Origin of the sequence: Streptomyces sp. URMC 127, from assembly GCF_051386535.1 — a bacterium.
GTDB lineage: Bacteria > Actinomycetota > Actinomycetes > Streptomycetales > Streptomycetaceae > Streptomyces.
On the sequence record NZ_JBPQTW010000051.1, the window covers coordinates 1 to 21,293 of the forward strand.

At 71.5% G+C, this 21,293-nt stretch carries 19 protein-coding genes; 3 read left to right on the plus strand and 16 right to left on the minus strand.

The window, feature by feature from the left end:
• The coding region (locus ACSNOH_RS14100; RefSeq protein WP_436721640.1) for a glycosyltransferase at positions 1-539 on the plus strand (539 nt) is incomplete at its 5' end.
• 14 nt (positions 540-553) lie between these two features.
• Here ACSNOH_RS14100 and ACSNOH_RS14105 read toward each other — a convergent pair.
• A complete protein-coding gene (locus ACSNOH_RS14105) occupies positions 554-1,630 on the minus strand; it encodes a class I SAM-dependent methyltransferase (protein ID WP_436721641.1) in 1,077 nt (358 codons plus the stop codon).
• 121 nt (positions 1,631-1,751) lie between these two features.
• Here ACSNOH_RS14105 and ACSNOH_RS14110 point away from each other — a divergent pair, with 121 nt between their 5' ends.
• A complete protein-coding gene (locus tag ACSNOH_RS14110; protein WP_436721642.1) occupies positions 1,752-2,288 on the plus strand; it encodes a DUF6314 family protein in 537 nt (178 codons plus the stop codon).
• A 77-nt stretch (positions 2,289-2,365) separates the two neighbouring features.
• Here the strand turns inward: ACSNOH_RS14110 and ACSNOH_RS14115 are convergent, their stop codons facing one another.
• Entirely contained in the window at positions 2,366-3,364 is a 999-nt protein-coding gene (locus tag ACSNOH_RS14115) for a GlxA family transcriptional regulator (protein ID WP_436721643.1), read from the minus strand.
• Positions 3,365-3,417: 53 nt separating this feature from the next.
• On the opposite strand from ACSNOH_RS14115, the gene ACSNOH_RS14120 reads away from it, so the two are divergent.
• Positions 3,418-3,813, plus strand: coding sequence for a cupin domain-containing protein (locus tag ACSNOH_RS14120; protein WP_436721644.1), 396 nt, complete (start codon positions 3,418-3,420; stop codon positions 3,811-3,813).
• A gap of 53 nt (positions 3,814-3,866) precedes the next feature.
• On the opposite strand, the gene ACSNOH_RS14125 is transcribed toward ACSNOH_RS14120, so the two are convergent.
• The 14 genes from ACSNOH_RS14125 to ACSNOH_RS14190 all read right to left on the minus strand — a co-directional run bounded on the left by ACSNOH_RS14125 (position 3,867) and on the right by ACSNOH_RS14190 (position 21,210).
• Complete coding sequence (locus ACSNOH_RS14125; protein WP_436721645.1) at positions 3,867-7,508, minus strand: hypothetical protein; 3,642 nt, start codon at positions 7,506-7,508, stop codon at positions 3,867-3,869.
• 7 nt (positions 7,509-7,515) lie between these two features.
• The gene (locus ACSNOH_RS14130) at positions 7,516-9,270 is read right to left on the minus strand and encodes a hypothetical protein (RefSeq protein WP_436721646.1); all 1,755 of its coding nucleotides are present in this window, start codon (positions 9,268-9,270) and stop codon (positions 7,516-7,518) included.
• A gap of 56 nt (positions 9,271-9,326) precedes the next feature.
• Positions 9,327-10,355, minus strand: a complete 1,029-nt coding sequence (locus ACSNOH_RS14135) for a polyprenyl synthetase family protein (protein WP_436721647.1) — start codon at positions 10,353-10,355, stop codon at positions 9,327-9,329.
• Between the two features lie 3 nt (positions 10,356-10,358).
• Positions 10,359-11,792 (minus strand): hypothetical protein, encoded by a 1,434-nt coding sequence (locus ACSNOH_RS14140; RefSeq protein WP_436721648.1) that lies wholly within the window; start codon positions 11,790-11,792, stop codon positions 10,359-10,361.
• Positions 11,793-11,847: 55 nt separating this feature from the next.
• Entirely contained in the window at positions 11,848-12,219 is a 372-nt protein-coding gene (locus ACSNOH_RS14145) for a hypothetical protein (RefSeq protein ID WP_436721649.1), read from the minus strand.
• A gap of 51 nt (positions 12,220-12,270) precedes the next feature.
• Complete coding sequence (locus ACSNOH_RS14150; protein WP_436721650.1) at positions 12,271-13,209, minus strand: hypothetical protein; 939 nt, start codon at positions 13,207-13,209, stop codon at positions 12,271-12,273.
• A gap of 264 nt (positions 13,210-13,473) precedes the next feature.
• Entirely contained in the window at positions 13,474-14,769 is a 1,296-nt protein-coding gene (locus ACSNOH_RS14155) for a hypothetical protein (RefSeq protein ID WP_436721651.1), read from the minus strand.
• Positions 14,770-15,071: 302 nt separating this feature from the next.
• A complete protein-coding gene (locus ACSNOH_RS14160; protein WP_436721652.1) occupies positions 15,072-15,218 on the minus strand; it encodes a hypothetical protein in 147 nt (48 codons plus the stop codon).
• Between the two features lie 50 nt (positions 15,219-15,268).
• The gene (locus tag ACSNOH_RS14165) at positions 15,269-15,475 is read right to left on the minus strand and encodes a hypothetical protein (RefSeq protein ID WP_436721653.1); all 207 of its coding nucleotides are present in this window, start codon (positions 15,473-15,475) and stop codon (positions 15,269-15,271) included.
• An 11-nt stretch (positions 15,476-15,486) separates the two neighbouring features.
• Positions 15,487-16,110: a DUF5947 family protein gene (locus ACSNOH_RS14170; RefSeq protein WP_436721654.1), complete on the minus strand. Its 624-nt coding sequence runs from the start codon at positions 16,108-16,110 to the stop codon at positions 15,487-15,489.
• Positions 16,107-16,703 (minus strand): NifU family protein, encoded by a 597-nt coding sequence (locus ACSNOH_RS14175; RefSeq protein ID WP_436721655.1) that lies wholly within the window; start codon positions 16,701-16,703, stop codon positions 16,107-16,109. The genes ACSNOH_RS14170 and ACSNOH_RS14175 overlap by 4 nt, the downstream gene beginning before the upstream one ends.
• Positions 16,696-18,492 carry a nickel-dependent hydrogenase large subunit gene (locus ACSNOH_RS14180; RefSeq protein WP_436721656.1) on the minus strand — a complete coding sequence of 599 codons (1,797 nt, stop codon included), beginning with the start codon at positions 18,490-18,492 and terminating at the stop codon, positions 16,696-16,698. Before ACSNOH_RS14180 ends, ACSNOH_RS14175 begins: the two co-directional genes overlap by 8 nt.
• Positions 18,489-19,619, minus strand: a complete 1,131-nt coding sequence (locus tag ACSNOH_RS14185) for a hydrogenase expression protein HypE (RefSeq protein ID WP_436721657.1) — start codon at positions 19,617-19,619, stop codon at positions 18,489-18,491. Before ACSNOH_RS14185 ends, ACSNOH_RS14180 begins: the two co-directional genes overlap by 4 nt.
• Positions 19,609-21,210 (minus strand): hypothetical protein, encoded by a 1,602-nt coding sequence (locus ACSNOH_RS14190; RefSeq protein WP_436721658.1) that lies wholly within the window; start codon positions 21,208-21,210, stop codon positions 19,609-19,611. Before ACSNOH_RS14190 ends, ACSNOH_RS14185 begins: the two co-directional genes overlap by 11 nt.
• Positions 21,211-21,293 lie beyond the last annotated feature (83 nt).

A 21,293-nucleotide genomic window follows, 5' to 3' on the forward strand; every position in this document is an offset into this window, starting at 1 on the left:
ACCTCCCCCGGGCGTGGCGCGACCGCGCCCGGGACACGGTCCTGGTCTCGCTCGGCACCGTCAACACCGACGTCGGTGCCCGCTTCCTCACCGAGTGCGCCGCGGCCGTACGCGAACGGGCGCACCGCCTGCAGGCCGTGATCGCCGACCCCGGTGGATTCCTGTCCGGAGGCTGCGACGACACCGTCCTCGCCCTGCCGCGCATCCCTCAAGTGGCCCTCCTGCCCACGGCCTCGGCGATGCTCTGCCACGCGGGCCACAACACCGTCGCCGAGTCGCTGTGGCACGGCGTTCCGCTCGTGGTCGCCCCCATCCGCGACGACCAGCCCTTCGTCGCCGCCCAGGTGACGGCGGCCGGCGCGGCGGTGCGCGTGCGCTTCGGCCGTGCCGACCGCACCCGGCTGGGCGAGGCGCTCGACGCCGTCCTCGGCGATCCGCCGTACCGCGCCGCCGCCCGGCGGCTGCGCGACTCCCTGCGCGCGGCCGGAGGCGCCGGCGCGGCCGCCGGCCACCTCGAAGCCCTCGCCGCACGGGCCTGACCCGCACGGCTCGCTCAGTTGCGGCGCGCGAGCAACCGGTAGGCGTTGGAGAATCCGATACGCCGGACGAGCGGGCTCAGGAGCAGATCGAGACCGTACGCGGCGATCACAGCCGGCAGCGCGGCCTTCCACATCGCTTCCCGGCCGAACCGGGCGGCGGCGGACGGCGGCCGCGGATGCCAGGGGGCGTCTCCGCGGGGCATCAGACGGGAGAGCACGTACAGGAGCGCGGCGCAGAGGTCCACCGGACGGTGGGCGGCGGGGCGTTCGGCCGCCACGACCGTGAAGCCGCATTCCTGCAGCGCCTGCCGCAGGTTGCCCGCGGGCGTCATGTGCAGGTGCTGGGGCTGGAACCACGGCAGCCACCAGCGGCCCAGCAGCCTCGCGTAGGCCGATTCGGGGTCGGGCACCTCGATGTGGAGCAGGCCCCCGCTGCGCAACGCCGTGCGGGCGGCGCGGAGCTGCGCGCGTGGGTCGGGCGTGTGCTCCAGGTAGTGGTGCATGGTCACCACGTCGTACGCCCCTGCCAGGGACGGGGCGAGCTCGGTGAACGAACCGCGCAGGGCCCGGTCGATCCGCCCCTCGCGCGCGGCCGCCTCCACGCCCTCGCCCTGGTCCAGGCCCTCGAAGACCGTGTCAGGGAAGACCTCCCGGGCCATCTGCGGGAAGTGCCCGTGCCCCGTGCCGACGTCCAGCCAGCGCTCGGGAGAGGTGAAGGGCCGCAGCGAGCGGGCGACGGACCGGTGGCGCTTCAGGCTGCGAGGGGCGCCGAGGATGCCCTGCGCGGTCTCCGCGCCGAGGCCGTCGTAGCAGTCGCGGTAGTAGAACTCCAGCCCCTCGTCGTTGAGTTGCGGATTCTGGAAGTGATGCCCGCACGCGCGGCACCGGTCGATGACGAAGGTGCCGGGCTTGTGCTGGAGGAGGTCGGTCGTGCGCACCCGCTCGCGCAGGCGGTCCGACCCGCACCAGGGGCAGGTCGTCCGGCGGGGCGCGAAGAACCGCTCCACACCGGAGGCCAGGTCCTTCTGATAGAGGGGACGGAGGGCGGCGATCTTCTCGGCCGTCTCGGCCTTCTCGGCTCGCGTGGTCACCCTCGCTTGCGTACCGCAGCCGGGACCGCGGCGGGCCCGGGCGGCCCCGCGCAACCCCGAAGGGGGACGGGACCGGCGCTCAAACCGGAGCCGGGTGCGGGAGGGGGGTGATAATGAGGGAATGCAGTCTCCCGCCCCGGCCTCCGCCCTCGCCCCGGCCATGCTCCCGGAACGGCCCGATATGCCGGGCCTCTGCCCGGTGCCCGACGCGGCGGCCTACCTGGCGGGCGAGACGGGGGAGTGGACCGTCGAGCGCAGCCTGTCCGACCTGGCGTCGGGCCGCAGCGGCTCCTTCCGCGGCACGGCGGTGTTCCGCGCGGCGGACGACGGCCGGCTGCTGCAGACCGAGGACGGCGAGCTGCACTGGGACGGCACGACGGGCCGGGCGGGCCGCACGCTCGCCCTGCTGCCCGCACCCGACGGCACCTGCGAGGTCACCTTCGCCGACGGCCGGCCCTTCCACGACCTGGACCTGCGCACGGGAAGCTGGACCGTCTCCCACCCCTGCGCGGCCGACCGCTACGAGGGCACGTTCACTGTCGTCTCGCACGACGAATGGCACGTGCACTGGCGCACGACCGGCCCGGCCAAGGACCACGTGCAGGACAGCGTCTACCGCCGGGCCCGGCCCGCGTCCGGGACGGTGCCGGGAGCCTGACGGCGGGCCCGTCCGGCCCTGCGTGCCGGGTCAGGCGACCGCCTCCGCGAGGGCGGTCGAGCCATCGGTTTTCGCCGTCACCTCGTCCCCGGCCCGAACCGCTGCCGGTACGCCGACGGCGTCAGCCCCCGCTCGCGCCGCATCAGCGCCCGCAGGTTGGCCGCCGTGCCCAGCCCGCTGCGCCGGGCCACGGTCTCCATCTGCGTGGCGCCCCGCTCGATGAGGCGGCACGCCAGGGCGAGGCGTTCCCGGGTGAGCCAGGCCAGGGGAGTGGTGCCGAGCTGGGCCCGGAAGCGGCGGTGCAGCGTCGCCGGGCTGACCGCGGCGCGCGCCGCCAGGTCCGCCACCGTCAGGGGCAGCTCCAGGTGTTCCTGGGCCCAGGCCAGGACCGGCGCGAGGGACTCGTCGGGCAGGTCGGGCACGGGCCGTTCGATGAACTGCTGCTGCCCGCCGTCCCGGTGCGCGGCGAAGACCAGCCGCCGGCTGACCGCGTTGGCGACGTCCGCCCCGTGGTCGCGGCGGACGATGTGCAGCCCGAGGTCGAGCGCGGCCGCGCTGCCCGCCGCGGTGAGGACGTCCCCGTCGTCGACGAAGAGCACGTTCTCCTCCAGGCGGACGGCAGGGAAACGGGCCCGGAAGGAGTCCGCCCACTGCCAGTGCGCCGTGGCCCGCCGCCCGTCGAGCACCCCGGCCTCGGCCAGGGTGAAGGCGCCGCTGCACAGCCCCACCAGCCGCGCACCGCGCGCGTGCGCCCGCCGGACGGCGTCGAGAACGGCCGGGCGGCGCGGCACGTCGACGTCGGGCCGGTTGGGAACGATCAGGGTGTCCGCCGCGTCGGCGGCCTCCAGGCCGGCGACTCCCGTGAGCGTGAAGAACCCGTCCCTCATCAGGGTGCTCGGCTCGGGCGAGCAGAGGCGCAAGTCGTACAGCGGGCGGCCGATCTCGGGCCTGCGCAGGCCGAAGACCTCGGTCGTGCAGCCGAGCTCGAAGGGGTTGGAGTTCTCGTCCACGATCACGACGACCCGGTGCGGCCCCGCCGTTCGCCCGGGGCCCGGCTGCGAGGAATCTTGCGGCATGTGCGATTCCTAGCACTCACGCGTGGCGGCTTCAACCGGCAACGATGGCCCGTATGAACCACGAGCCCATCGCCCTCGGCAAGGCCCTCGCGTCCTTCGACGCCTTGTGGAGCCCCCGCATCGTCACCCGTGTCAACGACTACGACGTCCGCGTCGCCAAAGTCCGCGGCGAACACCTCTGGCACGCCCACGACGACACCGACGAGTTCTTCCTCGTCCTGGAGGGCGAACTGGACATCTCCTTGCGCGAACCGGCCGGGGAGCGCACGGTCCGCCTCCCGCAGGGCAGCGTCTTCACCGTCCCGCGGGGCACGGAGCACAAACCGTCCTCCGCCGGCGGTGCCGCGATCCTCATGTTCGAACCCACCGGCACGCCGACGGTCGGCGACCGCCACGACGCCGTCCCCGGCCACGTCGACGCGACGACCGGGCACGCCCTCGACTGCTGAGGCCGGCGGCGAAGCCCGCCCGGCACGGAGTCGTGCCGGGCGAACAGGGGGCGCTAGGTGAGCTCCGCCGCGGTCGTCGTGGCGCAGTGCTTGAGGGCGTCCCAGATGCCCTCGCCCAGGGATGCGAAGAGCTTCTCCGGGTTGTGCTGGAGCCAGGAGACGATGTCGTCCCACGAGCTGATCGAGAACTGCTGGTCGAGGTGGAAGCTGACCAGGTGCACGTCGAGCAGGTACGCGTCGCAGCTCGCCGTCAGGTGCAGGGCAACACCGTTGGCGTCGATGGTGAGCTCGAAGCCGCCCTCCGCGTGGATGCCGACCAGGTGTCCGGCGGGGACCGGGATGCCGCCCAGCACCACGCCCCGGGGGATATCGACATCGAAGCCCAGCTTGACGTGGGCCGAGGCCTTGAGCCCCGTGCTGTTGAGGGTGCAGCTCATGTCGCCGTGCAGGATGTGCAGCAGATCCGCGGCGATCGTGAAGGCGAAGCCCGCACTGCCGAGTTCGGCCTCGATGGAGGCCGACAGGCCGAGGAGGTCGAGCTTGCCGGAGAGGCGGAAGATCTTCGCCGGGAGGTGCCCGGACCGGATGCCCCGGGTGTCGAGCAGGTACTGCGGGCCCTTGGTGCCGCTCGCGTCCGAGAAGGTGAGGACGTCGGCCAGCTTCAGCGGCTGGGCGACGTTGCTGTACGCGTACAGGCCGTCGTCGCTGACGTTGACCTCGAAGCGCCAGTTGTTGCCGAAGAAGTCGATGTCGCCCTTGGCCCAGAAGCCCTGCTTCCACATTTCTCGGGTCGCCGGATCGGTCCAGCCGCCGGGGACGGTGACCACGCGGATCGCCAGTTGGTGGAGCACGATCTGCTTGAGGAAGACGAGCGGGTCCGGCGGGGTGACGAGGACGGCGAGCATGTCCCAGACCGAGATGCCGGTGTCCTGGTGGACGGCCGCCAGCTCGAAGTGAAAGACCGAGACGTACGGCTCCGGGTTGAACCCGGCCACGATGTCGAGGTCCAGGGAAGCCTCGCCGATGACCACCGAACCGCCCGCGCCCAAACTGAGCCCGGCTTCCGGCGCATAGCCGATCTGCATGTAGAAGGAGCGGACGTCGAAGCCCTTGACGCCGAAGGCGTTCTTCCAGGCGGGGAGGTCGTCGGAGGGGAGCGGCGCGGTGAGCCCGGCGAGCCGGTTCGCGGTCTCGCGCACCAGGCTGTACGTGCTCCCGCGCGCGTCGGGAAGCGTCGCGTCGTGGACGAGGCCGCCGTCGGCCCCGGGGACGGGGTCCGCCGTGAGCAGCGTGTAGCCGGGGGCCCGGAGGGCGTAGGCCAGTTGATGCGGCTCAGGCTGTCCGGCGGCTTCCGCCTCCCCGGCAACCGGCTTGAGGACCAGGGAGAGGTAGAACCCGTGGTTCTGGAGAGCGCCGCCGGCTACGAACTGGAGCAAGGCCGAGCCGTCGCCGACGTCCGGGACCTTGAAGTTCCACGACGTCTGGAGGGACACCATCTGGTTCGCCGGACGGAAAGAGAGGGTCAGGCCGCCGAATCCCTCCCGGGTCTTCTGCTCCGCGATGGACGCGGTGAACTCGGACTCCTGGACGGGCGTGGTGAGCCGCGCCGCCAGGTGAATGCCACTGGCGTCCTGGAACAGCACCTTCAAGGGCGCCAGCGGGCCCGTCAGCCCCAGCTCCGTGAAGAACGTCAGGCCCTTGTCCAGGGTGGCCGGCAGGGTGTCGGGCGGACCGGCCCCGGCATCGACGGTCACTCCGTCCGCGGAGCTGACGGCGAGCCCGGACTTGGCGAAGGTGATGCCGTCGAGGAAGCCCAGCACCGGGGCCCAGTCCGACACCTGCCCCGGCGACCAGGCCCAGTCCTGCTGCCAGAACGCCGCGGCGAACAGCGTGCCGCCCTCCGCCTTCCTGGCCGCCTTGGCGAAGAACGTCAGCCGCGCCGCGTCGAACGTCGCCGTGGTGCTGACCGTCAGCTCGTAGCTCTTCCCCGCGGCAGGCTGCCCCGCCAGTGCGTTCCCCAGCTGCACGCTCACCGCGGGGTGGAGGAGGGAGACCTGCGGCAGGCCGTCGGGCAGCGGCACGTCGGCCTGGCAGGCGAGTGACTTCAGGAGCTTGGTCAGATCGAGGTCGGGGAAGGTCCCGTCGAGCTTGAAGACACCGGGGATGGTCCATGCGGCGGAGAACTTCACGGTGGAGTCGTCGCCGTTGTGGCCCGAGGCCGGTCCGAGCTCGGCCTTGGCCGACAAGGTGCCGCTGGTCCGCGAGCCGCTGTTCCCGGCGCCCTCGCCGCCTTGGCGCGCCAGCTCCAGCCCCGCCTCCGTGAGGGCGATCCGGGCGGCGCCGACGTCGATGTGCCACGCGGAGGAGACGGACGCGTCGACCTCGTACGAACCCTTCTTGGGTGTCGTCGTGCCCGAGAACTTCTTCAGCGTCAGCGCGGGCACACCCGTGAGGTCGGCGTGCGGCAGGAAGTGCTGGAGCACGTCCCGCAGTTCGGCGGGGGTGCTCTCGTCCAGGGTGAGCCGGAACGTGCCGGGCGGTATCTCGGCGGTGGCGTGCAGGGCGACGTCGCCCGCGACGGTGAAGTCGCCGCGCCCGGTGACCTTCGCCGAGCGGGACGACTGGAGCGGGTTCACGACGGTGAGGGTGGCGCCGACGCCGGTCAGGACGAGGTCGTCGCCCACGATCGGCCAGGTCGTGCCGGGCATGGTTTCGACGGTGGCGGTGACCTGGGTCAGGGCCGCGGCCAGCCCGCCCTTGCCGAACGCCGCCGGGTCGATGGTGGCGGTGATCCCGGACAGGCGGACGGAGTCACCGAGCGGAAAACCCTGCTGGTCGACGAGCTGGTGTACGGCGGCTCCGGTGCCGTTCCACGCGGCGAGGTCGCCGGGGGACAGCTTCTCGGGCAGCCGGTCGGCGCTGAGGGCGAGTACGCCGCCGCCTCCGGAAGGCAGTGGAGCGCTGATCGTGGCCCCGACCACCTGCCCGAGGACGAGGTCGGCGGCCAGACGTAATCCGTAGGTGACCCCGTTCGATCCGTCGTCACGCGACCCGGCCCACAGATAGAACGACGCGGAGAACGCCCCGTCCGGCCGGGGCGCCGAACGCAGCGCGATATCGGTGCGTACGTCCTCGCCCGGGCCCATGGCGGGGCGGCGTACGACCGGCCCGGTCAGCGACAGCTCCCCGGGCCGGGGCCGGAGCAGCGCGGCAAGGGCGCCGAGCTGTGCCGGGTCGGTCACCCGGGAGGCGTGGAAGGTCAGGCCGGGGTCCAGCGCGGGGTACCCGCCGCGGGCGGGCCGGGCCGCCGAGGTGAGCAGCAGCGCGGGCGGTACGGGGAAGGCGAGCGCGGCCAGGTCACTGCCGTCGGTGGCGGGGAAGGAGGTGGCGAACGTCCAGTCCGCGGGGACGACGAGCGGGACGTAGAGGGTGGGGTCGTGGTCGAGGGGATCGAGGCCGAACTCGATGCCGTCTACGGGCAGGTCAGTGAGGGCGAGGCCGGTGATGCTGATCGTGCCGTGCACGACCACGCTGTCGTAGTGGTCCTCGCGCTGCAGGTCCGTGACGGTGAGCGTGCCGTCGAGCCACGTGCCGATCAGACCGGCTGCGGGGCCCTTGAGGTCGGTGGAGGGGAGCGTGAGCGTGGTGCCTTGCGTGTGCTCCGTGATGAGAGCCTTGAGTTCGTCGATCGTCATGGGGAGGTCAGCCTTCGAGCTTGGAGCGGATGACCGCGCGGGCGTTGTCGGTGAGCTCCTTGGCGATGTCGGCACGGTGGCTGTCGGCCGTGCTCTGCACACCGTTGATGATCTTCTGCTTGACCTCGTTCTTGTTCAGCACCTTCTGGATGATCTCTTCGAAGTGGCTGGGCTCCTTGAGCTTGATGGTGACCTGCAGGTCCGCCGTGGCCACGGCGAGGGTGAGGGCGTCCAGGCCGATGGTGAGCTCGTCGGCGTCCTTGCCGCTGAAGGACAGCCCGGCCGTGGCCGAGGGCCGGTCGATGGTGACGGTGATGTCACCCTCGATCGTGTCGTCGTCGGCAGCAGCGACTTCCGGTGCCGCCGCGGCCGCGGCCGCGGCGTCGGGGAAGGACACGACGCCCGTACCCGTGATGGTGAGGGGAGGCGCGGGAATCCGTGCGTCGCCCGGCAGTTGGCCGAACCGCAGGGTCGCACCGATGCCCCCCTCCGTCAGGGCGGCGTCCTTGACCGGGATCAGGACGTTGGAGATGCCCTTGATCGAGCCTCCCTTGAAGCTGAGGTCGGCCGGCGCGACGCCGATCTTGTACGAACCGAGGTCGATGTCACCCAGGCTGTACGGCTCCAGCGTGGGACTGGTCGCCCCGAGGACGACGGCCGGGGGGTAGAAGCCGGAGCCGGTGTCGTTCACGGAGGCGCGCAGCCGGTCGAAGAGGTAGACCTCCAGCGGCCCGTACTTCGGCGGGAAGCCGCTGTCGTCGGAGGGCAGGGTGCCCTTCGGCACCGCACCGAGCACGCCGTCGAGCGCCTTGACCAGCTGGGCGGTGACGGTGGTGGAGAACTGGTCGCGGAAGGAGGGGTCGGCCAGGGTGTCGGCGAGCTTCGCGGTGAGGGCCTTACCGGCATCGGCGCTGTTGAAGGCGCCGGCGGCGGCGTCCTTCCAGCCCTGGAGGGTGTACTTGTCGATCGTGCTGCCCTCGATGGTCAGGGACTTCTCGTCGAGGTGGAAGGCCGGTTGCGAGGCGATGCTGATCGATTCCACCGTCAGCTGCGGGGTGCGGTCCGTGCCGGTGCCCGCGGCCTCGGCGCGCACCACGACGTCGAAGGCGAGGTCGGTGGCCGTCACGGTGAACTGCCCGTGGCCCTCGATCTCCTGGCGCGGCCACTCCACGCCCTCCAGGCCCTTGAGCACAACCTGCGTGGGCGGCTTCAGGCCGTCGCCCCCGTTCCCGTCCCCGGAATCGTCGATCACCACCACGTGCTGCACCAGGCTGTAGCTGCCCTTGACGGTGATCTGCTTCTGCCAGCCGTGCGTGTCGTACGCCGCCGTGGTGACCCGGACCGTGCCCCGGTAGCCGTTCTCGGTGGGGGTGAGGTCCTGCAGCTCTCCCACCTTGGCGTTCGGCAGCCCGTCGACGGTGACGGAGGTCAGCTTGAGCGAGGGGTACGGGTTGTCGGCGTCGCGCTGGCTGGTGAAGGCGTCGAGGTTGTCCGGGAGGCCGGACACCCCCTGTTCCTTCGCGTTGTCGAAGGCAGCGCCCACGAAGACCCACCACGAGTCGCTGATGGTGTCGCCGATCGTCGTGCCCTCGTCGCCGTCGAGCTGACCGATGTCCCACGTGTCGACGCTCAGCGGGTCGAGCTTGTGGCCGTCGGGCGTCTGCACGTCCTTGAGGACGGTCGGCAGCCAGTAGGGGCTGTCCGGGTTGTTGATGCGCTTGTACATGGTGGCGTAGATGAAGTCGAGCAGCTTGGTGGCCACGAGCCTCTCCTTCGGGGTCGGTGGTGCGTTCGGGAACCGGCTGCCGTGCTGGTGATTCAGACCCCGCGGTCCACGACGTGCAGCGCCAGGTCCTCCAGGGCGTAGCGGTACCGTCCGGCCGGGAACGGGCGCAGCAGCTCGACCGCCTCCAGCGCCTGCGTCCGGGCGTCGGTGTACGCGCGCGAGAACCCGCGGCCGCCGCGGACCTCGGCGAGCGTGCGCTCCAGGGCGCCGGGACCGACGGCCTCGCCACGCATGATCCGGCTGACCGCGTGCTCCGGGCCCCACTCCTGCATGGCGTAGATCAGCGGCAGGGAGGCGCGGCGGCGCAGCAGGTCCATGCCGCGCGGCTTGCCGGAGCCGGCCTCGTCCTGGGCGAGGTCGAACAGGTCGTCCATGACCTGCAGGGCACGGCCGAGCCGGCGCCCGTAGAAACCGGCTCTGCGGGCGTCACCGGTGCGTCCGTCGGCCAGCGTCACCCCGGCCTCGGCCGCGAGCCCGAAGAGGGCGGCGGTCTTGCGGTCGGCGGTGCGCCAGTAGGTGGCGGCGAGGCGTTCCGGGTCCTCGGAGAGGTCCGTCCGCAGTTCGTCGAGCTCGCCGCAGCCGATCTGGAAGGCGGTGTCGAGGACGAGTTCGATCAGGCCCATGTCGCTGTCGCGGTTGATCGTCCGCACGAAGCCGCGGATGGCCTGGACGAACTGCAGGTCGCCGACGAGGACGGCGGTCTCGGTGCCGCGCGCGGCGTTGACCGACGGCAGGCCGCGGCGCAGGGCGGCGCCGTCCACGATGTCGTCGTGGATCAGTGTCGCCACGTGGAGCATCTCCAGGGAGACGGCGCCCTGCAGGACCTTGTCCGGCAAGGGCGCGGGGCCGTGCACCATGCGCGCGGCCAGCAGCAGGACCGCCGGACGCAGTCGTTTGCCGTGCCGGTACAGGGCCCGCTCGTCGTCGGTGAGGTACTCCTGCTGCGGGGCCAGGGCCTCTTCGAGGAACGCCTCGAAGCGCGGTACGTCGTCGGCGAGCAGGTTCGCCCACACCCCGCCGAGGACGTCCTCGGCGGGGGCGGTCGTGTCGAGGATGAGCACGGGTCAGGACCGCCCGTCCTGCGGGAGGGCGTACCCTGCCATGCCGGTGAAGGCGGCGTGGCGGACGGTCTCGGCGATGGAGTCCTGCAGCAGCGTGTGCACGAACCTCATGGAGGCGAGGCGCTCCCGGGCCACGTCGCCGGCAGTGCCCTGCCAGCCGTCGTCGTCGACCGCGAGGGCGAGGTCCGGGAGCTCCACCGTGACGTCCACCGGTGTGCCGTCCGCCGACAGGCGAGTGGTGACGCGGACGTTCTCCAGCCGCGCCGAGCACTCGCCCGTGTGCAGGGTGTCGGTCGCCCGCGGCCCCTGCCGTGCTTCCTCGTGGTAGGCGGCGGCGCCGATCTCCCGGATGATGGCGCGGTCCTCGTCGGAGAGCGCGATCCAGTCCTCCTGCTCCTCCTGCTCCTCCTGCTCCTCCGGCTCGTCGTCCTGCCCCGCCGGGAGTCCCTGCGCGGCCCCGCGGCGGTAGGGCGCGAGGCCGTCGTACCGGGCCATCTCCGCGGCGGAGACCTCCCGCAGTTCCCCGGAGTGCTGGTCGATGGCCGTGTACACATCGCCCTGCGTCATCGGAGTGGTGCGCGTGTCGTCGTTGCCGGTGTCCTGGACGGCCGAGGCGAACTGCACGGCGGCCACGGCCGCGTCGCGGAAGGCCTTGGCCTTGTCCGGGTCCTTGGGTTCGATCCTGCTCGCCTCGGTGTTCAAGGTGGTGATCACCGTGGTCTTCTGCCGCCAGGCGTGCAGGTTGTACGCGGTGCCCTCCTGCGGGTCGTGCCAGTCGTTGACCGGTTCCTGGCCGTCGTCCGACGGCCGGGCTCCGGCGGGCCCGCCCGGGTCCGTGGTGCCGTAGGTGTGCTCCGACATCCGCTGGGTCACGCCCTTCTCGGCCCACTTCTTGCGCAGGGCCGAGCACGTGGCCGACGAGCCGTCGAAGATGGCGTAATAGCTCTCGTTGTGCTCGCCGTACTGCATGAGCACGTTGCGGCCCTTGTCGGTCTTCATCAGCTTGTTGCGATGGGCGTCCGCACGGTCGGTCCACCGGCGGACGGTGTCGTCGTCCGGGTGGCTCGGGCCGATGGCGCGGGCGCCGGCGGGCAGCGTGGGCTGCCGGGCCTCGGCCGAGAGCGGCCGCAGGTTGCCGGCGGTGTCGATCTCCCGGATCTCGTCGGGCCGGGTATCGAGGGCGTAGCGGCCGGTGAGGACGAGGGCCGGGATGCGGTGGGTGATGTGGCGGCTGTCACCGCGAGCCTCCTCGCCGAGCGCTTCCGGCTGCCCCTCGGTGCGTAAGCTCAGCGCCCCGAGGCGGAAGCTCAGCGAGCCGGTGGGGTAGCCGAGGGCGCCGGGCATCTCCACGCTGCGGGCGAGGGGGTAGCCGGGGGTGTCGGCGAGATGGAGCGTCCTGGCCTCGGGGCCGGGCTGCGGGGGCTGGGGCCTGCTCAACGGGTCTCCTGAGGTGTTCGGTCGGACATGAGAGAGGCGGGGCGGGGACGACGGCTCAGGAGACGTCGAACGTGCCGCTGACCATGAGCATCCCGTTGTGGGAGCCCAGTTCCGGCGACTTGAGCTTCACGGAGACGGTCTGACCGTTGAGGGTGATGTCGGTGCCCAGCGGCTTCTTGAGCGGGATGTCGACGGTCTTCTTTCCTTCGAGCGCCTTCTTCAGGACACCCGGTGCCAGGGAGGCCAGGGCGTTGGCGGGCAGGGCGAGCAGCTTGGCGCTGTCGGAGACGGGGTTGAGGGTTACGGAGCGCAGGACGACCTTCTCCAGCGTCGCGGAGAGGGCCGTGTCCGACAGGCCGGTGGCCTTGAACGTGACGTTGGGGCACTGCGGGTCGAGGTCGACCTCGAAGTCGATGACGGCGTCCATGGGCTGCGAATCTCCTGGATGTCGGGGAGGCACTTGCTGGGCTGGTGCGGCTCAGGACGACTGGCCGGCCTTGAAGAGGGCACACCCCTTGCGCGGGGCGACGGCGAACACGTCCAGCCCCACGGACCAGGGGATGTCGAAGTCGGCCGAGACGCTGGTGGGGTCGCTCTCGTCCACCTTCACGTTCCGGGCCTGCCGGAACTCCGCGTCCCACCACACCGAGCCGAGCACGATGACGGTCCTGTCGTCGTGGGCGAGTTTGGTGCCGCGCCACTGGTCGAGCGCCCCCTGCAGCAGGTGGGCCATGAGGTCGCGGCCGACGAGGAGGAAGACCTGCTTGTCCGACGGCCAGTCGGCGGCCGCACCGGTCGAGGCGCCGGCTGCGGAGGCCCGGCCGGTTTGCGCGGTCGCGGTGAGGACCAGGTGCGTCCCCGTGACGTCCAGGAGGACGGGGGTGAGAGTCACCTGCTGGCCGAAGAGGTCCTGGACGGGGATCTTCAGCCCGTTCACCAGGTTCTTCGCCTGGTCGAGAACGTTCGGCGCGATGACCTTCTCGACCATGATCCTCGTGTACTTGTCCGGGATCTTGGAGAACCACACGCCGAGCGGGACGACGGTAATGCCGCTGCTGTCGGCCTTGGCCTGGACTGCAACTTTGATCTCCGTGACGCCCTGGGGGAGGGGATCGCCCGCGATGGTGCCGCCCACTTGCAGCTGCGGCACGTGGACCTGCAGGACGCCCGAATCGGGCAGGACTGTAACGCCCTGCGCCTTGATCATCTTGTCCCAGAGACCGGCGTCCGGCTTCTCCAGGACGAGCTCGGGCGGCTGCAGGAAGTCCCAGGTGAAGGTGTAGGAGATGCCTTCGATGGTTTCGGGGCCGTAGCTGCCCTGGAACACCGCGCGGTGCTCGCTGTGCAGGGATTTCAGCCCCGAGTTGAGTGCGTCGGCATGGATTCCGAGTGCGAGGTCGTAAGGCGTTTCGGTCACGGCAGCCGATTTAAGGGGTTGCGCGGAGGGAGAAACAATCGGTTCCCGGCCATCGTCGGGGCTGATTTTCGCATCGAATAAACAGGCTATTCATAAGCCTGTTGGTCCGAATTCCCCGGCATAAAAGGGCAGCGCAAAGCCGCACAGGTGGCGCTGCGGCGTCATTGCCGGGATGCAGTGGTGCCGGGCCCGCCGGCGGGGAGGTTCCGGGCCCGGCACCTGTCCTGTGAAGACCGTCCCGCGAAGACCGTCCTGTGGAGGCCCCTACCGCTTGGTGACGGTCAGTTCGCCCTGGAGCGCGAGCGCGTCGCCGAAGCGCGCCAGGGTCAGGCCCGTCGGCGTCGCGTTGAGGTGGACGGGGTCCACGTCGATGGGGATGGCCGGGAAGTCGCCCACCGGGAACTCGACGCCGCGCAGCGCGCTCCCGACGATGCCGCCGAAGGTGGACGAGAGAGCGTCGACGACCCACGAGAGGATCAGGCTGACGATGTCACCGCGCGTGGGAGCGAGCTTCAGGTCGAAGGAACTCACGTCCACCGCCGTGGCCTTGAGCGTCGTTCCCGACATCGCCAGGGTCAGCGTGACGACGGGGTCCGGCTCCAGATGGAGGTCGAAGAACCCGTCGGTCGACCCGCCCCAGATCCAGTTGATGCCGGCGCTGCCGCTGCCGGAGACGGAGGTCTGGACACGCACGGTCGGCACGTCGTCCCACACGACCTCGCACCGTACGTGGTGAATGGTGATGTCCGCCTTGTAGTAGGCGCTGCTGCCCGCGAAGCTCTTGCTGTCACCGGCGTGGAAGGGCTTGCCGTCCAAGTACGCCGTCGCCACCTGCGCGATGCGCTCGACCGCGTCCCGCCCGAGGAGGGCGAAGAACGGGCTCTGCGGCCAGTCGTCCGGGAACGGGGGCTGCGGCGAGCCGTGCTCGGCCAGGTTGAGTGCGGCCACGGCCCGCTGCGGCTGGATGACGGGGACCGGCGTCGACAGTGCCAGGCCCGGGATCTGCGGCGCGGGCAGCGTGATGCCGGACAGGACCTTGCGGGCCTGGTCCAGGACGTTGGGGAGCACCACCTTGTCCAGGAAGATCTTGTCGACCTTGCTCGGCGCCTCGGAGGTTGCTTTGTAGGGGTTCAGGCTGAACAAGCCCGAGCCGGACGTCGAGGCCTGGACGTCGACGGTGACCGAGATGTCCTCCTCGACGGGGTTCCCGCCCCCGGAGTCGACCTTGATGTGCACCCGGTTGAGCCGCACCTGGAAGGTGCTCCCGTCGAGCGAGTCGCGCAGGGCGGCGACGTGCTCGGCGAGCTCGCCCTCGGCTAACGTGCCACCGGCCGGTCCCTCGGTGAGGTGCGCCCGTAAGGCGTTCTCCGAGAGGGACGAGGGCGGGGTCAGGTCGAAGACCGGGGCCTCCTTGACGTCCCAGGAGACGGTGAAGGTGACGCCCTCCACGCCGAAGGGCTGCGAGCCGGTGAAGTACTGCGGATAGAGCTGTTCGTAGACCTCCTTGGACGTCGTGTTCACGACATCGACGTTTACCCCCACCATGAGGTCGCAATTCATGCGTGCTCCTTTTGCAGTTCTTTACCGGCGGTCGGTCCGGCCCATGGCGAAGAGCCCGGATGCGGCCTTGGCGAGGCGAATCCGGGCATGACGACGAGTCATGGGCAACGGCGTCGATAATGGTGCGGTGCCCGCGGCCCCTTCAAGACCGCAGGGGGAATTTTCCGACACCCCTCCCTTACCGAGTTACTCCGGGATACCGCCGGCCGGCGCGCGTTGGCCTCCCCTTCCGTGCGGTGCGCGATCAGCGCGGGGCGGCGCTGTTTGGCGCGATCCGGAGCACGCGGCCGGCCGGCCCCCGCTTACCCCGCGTGTCCCGCCCTGGACCGCAACCCCACCATCCGCCAGATGCGGACCTCCCGGACGAGCCCGGGGAACTCCTTCACCAGGAGGCCGAGCGCCACCGCTCCCGCCACCACGGCCTGCGCGATCAGCAGTCGTCTGGCCACGCGTCACACTCCTTCGCTCAAGGGGATCAGGTCACTTGAGGGGATCCCGGTCAGCCGGGCGGGATGTTCGGCATCGCCTCCGTGATGGCGTTGTGCTTCTTCCAGTGGATGCCGGTCGCCCGCCGGGCGTCGGCCGTGCCGTCCTTGTGATGCCCCGTCTGGCGGGTGTGCGGCCCCTTGTTGCCCTCGTGGATGCCCCGGACGTGCGTCGGGGTGTCGGGCTTGGCGTCGGCCTTGCCGACCCGGATGCGGCCCATGGTCTCTCTCCTCACTGCCGGGGACCGCCGCCGCGTTCGGCGAGGTCCGTGAAGAAGCGTTCGATCGCCGGCCGGATGCGGTCGCCCCCGGACAGGCCGCGCCACTCCCGGCGCACCAGGGCCACGAGCCGGAAGCAGTCGTCGACCGGCGTGATCCAGTGGTCCTGCCGGCCGCGGGCGGTGTTGACGAGCAGGGCCTCCACCTCCGGCACGAGGGTGTCCAGCAGCGGGCACCGCTCCTCCGCCGCGCGCCAGTTCTCCGGGTCGACGTCCCACCGCGTCGCTCCGGCCGGGCTCGGGTAGTGCGCCGTCACCTCACCACCGGCGCGGCGGACGAAGAAGGCGAGCCCGACCGGCACGCCGAGCCCTTCCGTGGGCAGGGGCGCGAGCCGCACCCGGCGCTCCGGGATCAGCAGGTAGTGGCCCCGCCCGGCTGCTTCCCGGGTGAAGAGCAGGGCGCACGCCCGGCATGCGCACAGCGCTTCGGCGCGTTCGGCGTCGTACAGGTGCCGGTGGCCGTCCTCGGCGGGAACGCCGCACAGATCGCAGAGGTCCGCCTCCCCGGCCGGGCCTGCGCCCCTGCGCCCGCCCGTGCCGGGCCGGCCGATGACACGTGCCAGGGCGCCGCCGCTCATGCCGGCCCCGCGGCGGACAGCGGCCGGGTGCGTACGGCGTCGAGCGGGACGAACGCGCCGCGCCGCTCCTCGTCCGGTGCCCGGCGGACGTCCGACAGCTCGGGCGCGAGCGCGAGCACGGCCTCCCGGACGGCGGCCGCGAGGCCGGCCACGGACGAGGGACAACCGGCGGCCTCGATCCGTACGGTGGCGACGCCGTCCTCGATCCCGGTCAGGTGCACGTCGCCGCCCTGTTTCCGCACCGCGGACCGGATCGCCTCGACGGCCCGCGCCGCCCGGTGCTCGGCCGGCTCCGGGTGGATCCCGTGGAGGGCCAGCAGGTGCCCGACGAGCTCGTCATCCGCCAGGCGCCCGGCGAGCTCGGGACCGGCGGCGTCCATCACCCGGGCCAGCGCCTCGCCGTAGAGCTCGGTCAGGACGCGTACGGCATCCAGGGCGGTCCGTGCGGTGGGGCCGGGAGTGGCTTCGAGCTGCCCGAGCAGTTCGTCGGCGCGCGTCAGCAACCGCACGGTGTCCCGGTCGTCCCCGACATTCCCGACGTCCCCGCCGTTCCCGTCGCCGTCCCGGCCGTCCGGCCGCAGCGCGTCAGCCATGGCCGGCGCCGAAGGTCGGGGAGTGCACGGTCTTCCGCACCTTCCCGCCGCCGAGGTACATGTGCACACCGCACGGCAGGCACGGGTCGAAGCTGCGGACGGTGCGCATGATGTCGACGCCCTTGAAGTCGTCCGGGCCGTTCTCCTCGAACACCGGCTGCCCCTGCACGGCGTCCTCGTACGGGCCGGGGGTGCCGTACATGTCGCGCGGGCTGGCGTTCCACGGGGTGGGCGGATAGGGGTGGTAGTTGGCGATCTTCTTGTCCTTGATCACCAGGTGGTGGGAGAGGACGCCGCGCACCGCCTCGTGGAAGCCGCAGCCGATGGCCTCGTCCGGCACTTCGAAGTCGGTGAAGGTGCGGGTCTCGCCGGAGCGGACCAGGTCCATGGCGCGCTCCAGGAAGGTGAGGGCCATGGCGGCGGAGTAGGCCACGAAGTACGGGCGGGCGCGGTCGCGTTCGATGGTGTTGCTCCACCGCGGGATCTTCCACTCCAGCGTGGTCTCCGGCAGCTTCTCGCTCCTCGGCAGGGTGATGCGCACGCTGTGCCCGGTGGCCTTGACGTAGGGGGTGTCGACCAGGCCGTTGAGTGCGGTGGACCACAGCCGCGCCAGGGGGCCGCCGCCGGTGTCCAGGGCCAGGTGCCGGTCGGTGTCCTTGTCGTACCAGCGGGGGCTCATCACCCAGCTGTAGTTGCCGTCGAAGTCGCGCTTCTGCGGCTGCGGCAGGGTCGTCTGGTTCCAGGGGTGGCGGATGTCGACGGGGTTGCCGAGCGGGTCGCGGGTGACGAACGGTTCCTCGGTCGTCCAGTCCTCGTAGAAGGAGCTGCCCAGCAGGACGCGCAGGCCGAGGTTGATGTCGACGAGGTTGTTGGTGACGAGCTCGCCGTCGACGACGATGCCGGGGGTGACGTACATCGCCTTGCCCCACTCGTTCATCGTCTCGTAGCGGTAGTCGCAGACGTCGGGGTTCTGCCAGGCGCCCCAGCAGCCCAGGAGGATGCGGCGCTTGCCGACCTCCTCGTAGCCGGGCAGGGCCTCGTAGAAGAAGTCGAACACGTCGTCGTTCAGCGCCACGGACTGCTTGACGAAGTCGAGGACGCGCATGAGGCGGGCGAGGTATTCGGTGAACGTGGTGGGGGTGGGCTGGGTGCCGACGCCGCCGGGGTAGAGGGTGGAGGGGTGGACGTGCCGGCCCTCCATCTGGCAGAACATCTCGCGGGTGATCCGGCTGACCTTGAGCGCCTCCTTGTACACCTCCCCCTCGAAGGGGTTGAAGGCGCGCAAGATGTCGGCGACGGTGCGGTAGCCGTGGATGTCCCCGCGAGGGGCCGGGGTCCGTTCCGCGCGGGCCAGGACGCCGGGGTTGGTGGCCTTGACCATGGCCTCGCTGAAGTCCACGAAGACCAGGTTGTCCTGGAAGATGGTGTGGTCGAACATGTACTCGGCGGCCTCGCCGAGGTTGACGATGCTCTCGGCGAGCGGCGGCGGTTTGATGCCGTAGGCCATCTGCTGGGCGTAGTCGGAGCACGTGGTGTGGTTGTCGCCGCAGATGCCGCAGATGCGCGAGGTGATGAAGCCGGCGTCCCGCGGGTCCTTGCCCTTGAGGAAGACCGAGTAGCCGCGGAACAGCGACGAGGTGCTGTGGCACTCGGTCACTTCGCCGTTGGCAAAGTCGATCTTGGTGTAGATGCCGAGGTTGCCGATGATCCGGGTGATCGGATCCCAGGACATCTCCACGATCTGCGCGGGTTTGCGCGCCCCCGTGGAGGTGCCGGCGGTTGCCGTCATGTGCGTTCCCGTCTCTTCGCTCGGGTCTTCGGGCGCGACCCCCGCGCGGGGCGTGTGCCGCGGGGCCGCCAGGTGGGGTCGTAGCCGGTGGTCAGGGCCGGGCCGTTGTGGTGCCACTTGGGCTCCCGGTTGACGGCCATGTTGGTGATGCCGCGCAGGCGCCGGACGAGCGCGCCGTACGGTTTGACGAGCAGGGAGGAGAAGGCGCCGCCGGTGGCCTCGTCCATGAACGGCATGAAGGCGTCGGGGAAGCCGGGCATCGTGCAGCCGATGCAGATGCCGCCGACGTTCGGGCAGCCGCCGACGCCCGACATCCAGCCGCGCTTGGGCACGTTGCAGTTGACCACCGGGCCCCAGCAGCCCACCTTCACCTGGCACTTGGGGGAGTTGTAGTCCATGGCGAAGTCGCCCTGCTCGTAGTAGGCCGCCCGGTCGCAGCCCTCGTGCACCGTTCTGCCGAAGAGCCACTGCGGGCGCAGCATGTGGTCCAGCGGCGGCGGGGGAGCGGCGCCCGCTGCGTGCTGGAGCACCCAGACGAGCGTCTCCATGAAGTTCTCGGGCTGGATCGGGCAGCCGGGGACGTTCACCACCGGCAGCCCGGCCTGTGACCGGAAGTCCCAGCCCAGGTAGTCGGCCAGGCCCATGCAGCCGGTGGGGTTGCCGGCCATGGCGTGGATGCCGCCGTACGCGGCGCACGTCCCGGCCGTCATCACGGCCCAGGCCCTGGGCGCCAGCTGGTCGATCCACCAGTTCAGGGTGAGCGGTTCGCCGGTCTCCGGGTCGTTGCCGAAGGACGTCCAGTAGCCGTCGCCCTCGATGACGTTCTGGTTGGGCACCGAACCCTCGATCACGAGGAGGAAGGGGGACAGCTCGCCCCGGGCCGCGGCCCGGAAGGGGGCGAGGAACTCCTCGCCGCCCAGCGTGGGGGAGAGGACCTTGTTGTGCAGGTTCACCTTCGGCAGGCCGGGGACGAGCCCCAGGAGGACGTCCTCGATGGCGGGTTTGCCGGCGGCGGTCAGGGAGACCGTGTCACCGTCGCAGCTCATCCCTTCCGAGATCCACAGGATGTCGATCTCGTCGAAGGACGGGGCCTCGCCGGTGCCGGCGGAACCGTTCTCACTGGCCATGTCCTCGGCCTCCCTCGCTCTCGGGCACGGACGCGGTCGGAGTCACGGACACGGTTTCGGGCACGGACGCGGTCGGGGTCACGGACGCGCTCTCGGCCACGGTCACGGACGCGCTCGTGGGCGCTTCCGGCCGGATTTCGTCCGGCCGGAAATAGTGGAAGCGGCCGTACCAGCCGTGCAGTTCGGCCGCCGGGTCGTCCTCGATTGTCACCGCCAGCAGGACGCCGCCGTCCACGTCGTGGAAGACCGCCGCCACCCGGGCGGTACGGCCGGCGAGGAACATGTCCTGCGCGTCGGCGCCCCGGCCGCGCGGCGCCAGCACCACCCTGCTGCCCGCCACCACCGCGACCCCGTCGGCCAGCACGCTGTCCGTGGCCGGGCACAGGCCGTCGTCGCCGCCCTCCTGCCACCACGGCACCGGCAGGGGTACGGGCACCGGCACGGGCTCCGGCTTCGGCTCCGGTCGTGCGGCTCGTCCGGGCCCGGCCGCGGCGTGCGGACGCGTGCCGGCGGGTCTCAGCGAACGGATCGCACCGTGCAGGCGGCCGAGCACCTCCGGCGGCATGGTCTCCACCCGGTCGAGGATCTCCGCGGCCCGCCGGTCGGTGGCCCTCGCCTCGCGCTTCTCCTCGTCGGTCAGGAGCATCGTGCGGAGGGTGAGGATCTCGTCGATCTCCGCGGCGTCGTGCAGGTCGCCCGGGCTCTCCGGGGCCACCCGGGGGTGGTCGGGGAGGATGATGGGCGAGGAGAGCACCAGGTCGCACGCTCCCGGCTCGCCCGCCAGCACCGGGAAGGTGTGCAGGTTCCGGCAGCCCCCGGCGTACGGGAGCGCCCACGGGGGCGGGTCGAGCAGCGAGAGGAAGCACAGGCCGTCGCCGCCGATGACCGTGTGGGTGGCGATGAGCGCGTGGCGCAGCGCTTCGTCGCGCGTGCTTGCCGCCCCGGCCGTTCCGGTGTTCTCCGTACGCACCCGCAGCCGGTACAGCCGTCGCGCGGCGTCGGCCTCCTCGGCGTGCACCAGCGCCCGGGCCCGCAGCGGCAGCCGCTCCCGCAGCACCCGCCCGGCGCCCCCGCCCACGTCCTCGGTCTCCGTGCCGCCGGGCGCTCCGACGGCGTACTCCCGCTCGCCGGAGAGGAGATCGGCGAGCGGGACGGCGATGTCGCACTCGTGCGGGACCGCCTCGTCGAAGGGGAGGTGGACCGCCCCGCCCGCGTCGAGGGACGCGGCGGTCACGTAGGCGCCGGCGGCCGTGCGCCGCTCCACCCGCTTCCGCTGCACCTGCAGGAACCGCACGCGCACCCGCACCACAGGGGCGGGGCCCGTGACCCGTACGAGGCACTCCGTCCGCTGCCGCCACGAGTCGGCGGAGCCGGCGACGCCGGGCACCTCCGGGCCCTGGGCCTCGGCCCAGTCGCGCGGCGCGAGCACGCCGAACTGCCAGCGCACCCGGTTCTTGCCCGACGAACGGCGGTAGGGATAGAGCAGGTACCCCTCGTAGAGGACGGCGTCCGCGACGGCACGCACCCGGGCGAAGGCGGACTCCGCCGGCCGGGCGGGGGCGGTCGCCGTGCCCACCGGGTCCTGGGCCAATGGGGTCTCCTTGCGTGGACGGATTCACCCCACTTTCACATGGTCTGACCTGATGTGCTCGGCGTGGCGCGCCGGGGTGTGAC

What these genes read in the sequence shown, in the direction of transcription:
- ACSNOH_RS14185 (WP_436721657.1), bottom strand. Translation starts at nt 19,619, where the DNA reads ATGGCCAGTGAGAACGGTTCCGCCGGCACCGGCGAGGCCCCGTCCTTC.
- ACSNOH_RS14125 (WP_436721645.1), bottom strand. Translation starts at nt 7,508, where the DNA reads ATGACGATCGACGAACTCAAGGCTCTCATCACGGAGCACACGCAAGGC.
- ACSNOH_RS14155 (WP_436721651.1), bottom strand. Translation starts at nt 14,769, where the DNA reads ATGAATTGCGACCTCATGGTGGGGGTAAACGTCGATGTCGTGAACACG.
- ACSNOH_RS14120 (WP_436721644.1), top strand. Translation starts at nt 3,418, where the DNA reads ATGAACCACGAGCCCATCGCCCTCGGCAAGGCCCTCGCGTCCTTCGAC.
- ACSNOH_RS14110 (WP_436721642.1), top strand. Translation starts at nt 1,752, where the DNA reads ATGCAGTCTCCCGCCCCGGCCTCCGCCCTCGCCCCGGCCATGCTCCCG.
- ACSNOH_RS14175 (WP_436721655.1), bottom strand. Translation starts at nt 16,703, where the DNA reads ATGGCTGACGCGCTGCGGCCGGACGGCCGGGACGGCGACGGGAACGGC.
- ACSNOH_RS14115 (WP_436721643.1), bottom strand. Translation starts at nt 3,364, where the DNA reads ATGCCGCAAGATTCCTCGCAGCCGGGCCCCGGGCGAACGGCGGGGCCG.
- ACSNOH_RS14165 (WP_436721653.1), bottom strand. Translation starts at nt 15,475, where the DNA reads ATGGGCCGCATCCGGGTCGGCAAGGCCGACGCCAAGCCCGACACCCCG.
- ACSNOH_RS14170 (WP_436721654.1), bottom strand. Translation starts at nt 16,110, where the DNA reads ATGAGCGGCGGCGCCCTGGCACGTGTCATCGGCCGGCCCGGCACGGGC.
- ACSNOH_RS14145 (WP_436721649.1), bottom strand. Translation starts at nt 12,219, where the DNA reads ATGGACGCCGTCATCGACTTCGAGGTCGACCTCGACCCGCAGTGCCCC.
- ACSNOH_RS14180 (WP_436721656.1), bottom strand. Translation starts at nt 18,492, where the DNA reads ATGACGGCAACCGCCGGCACCTCCACGGGGGCGCGCAAACCCGCGCAG.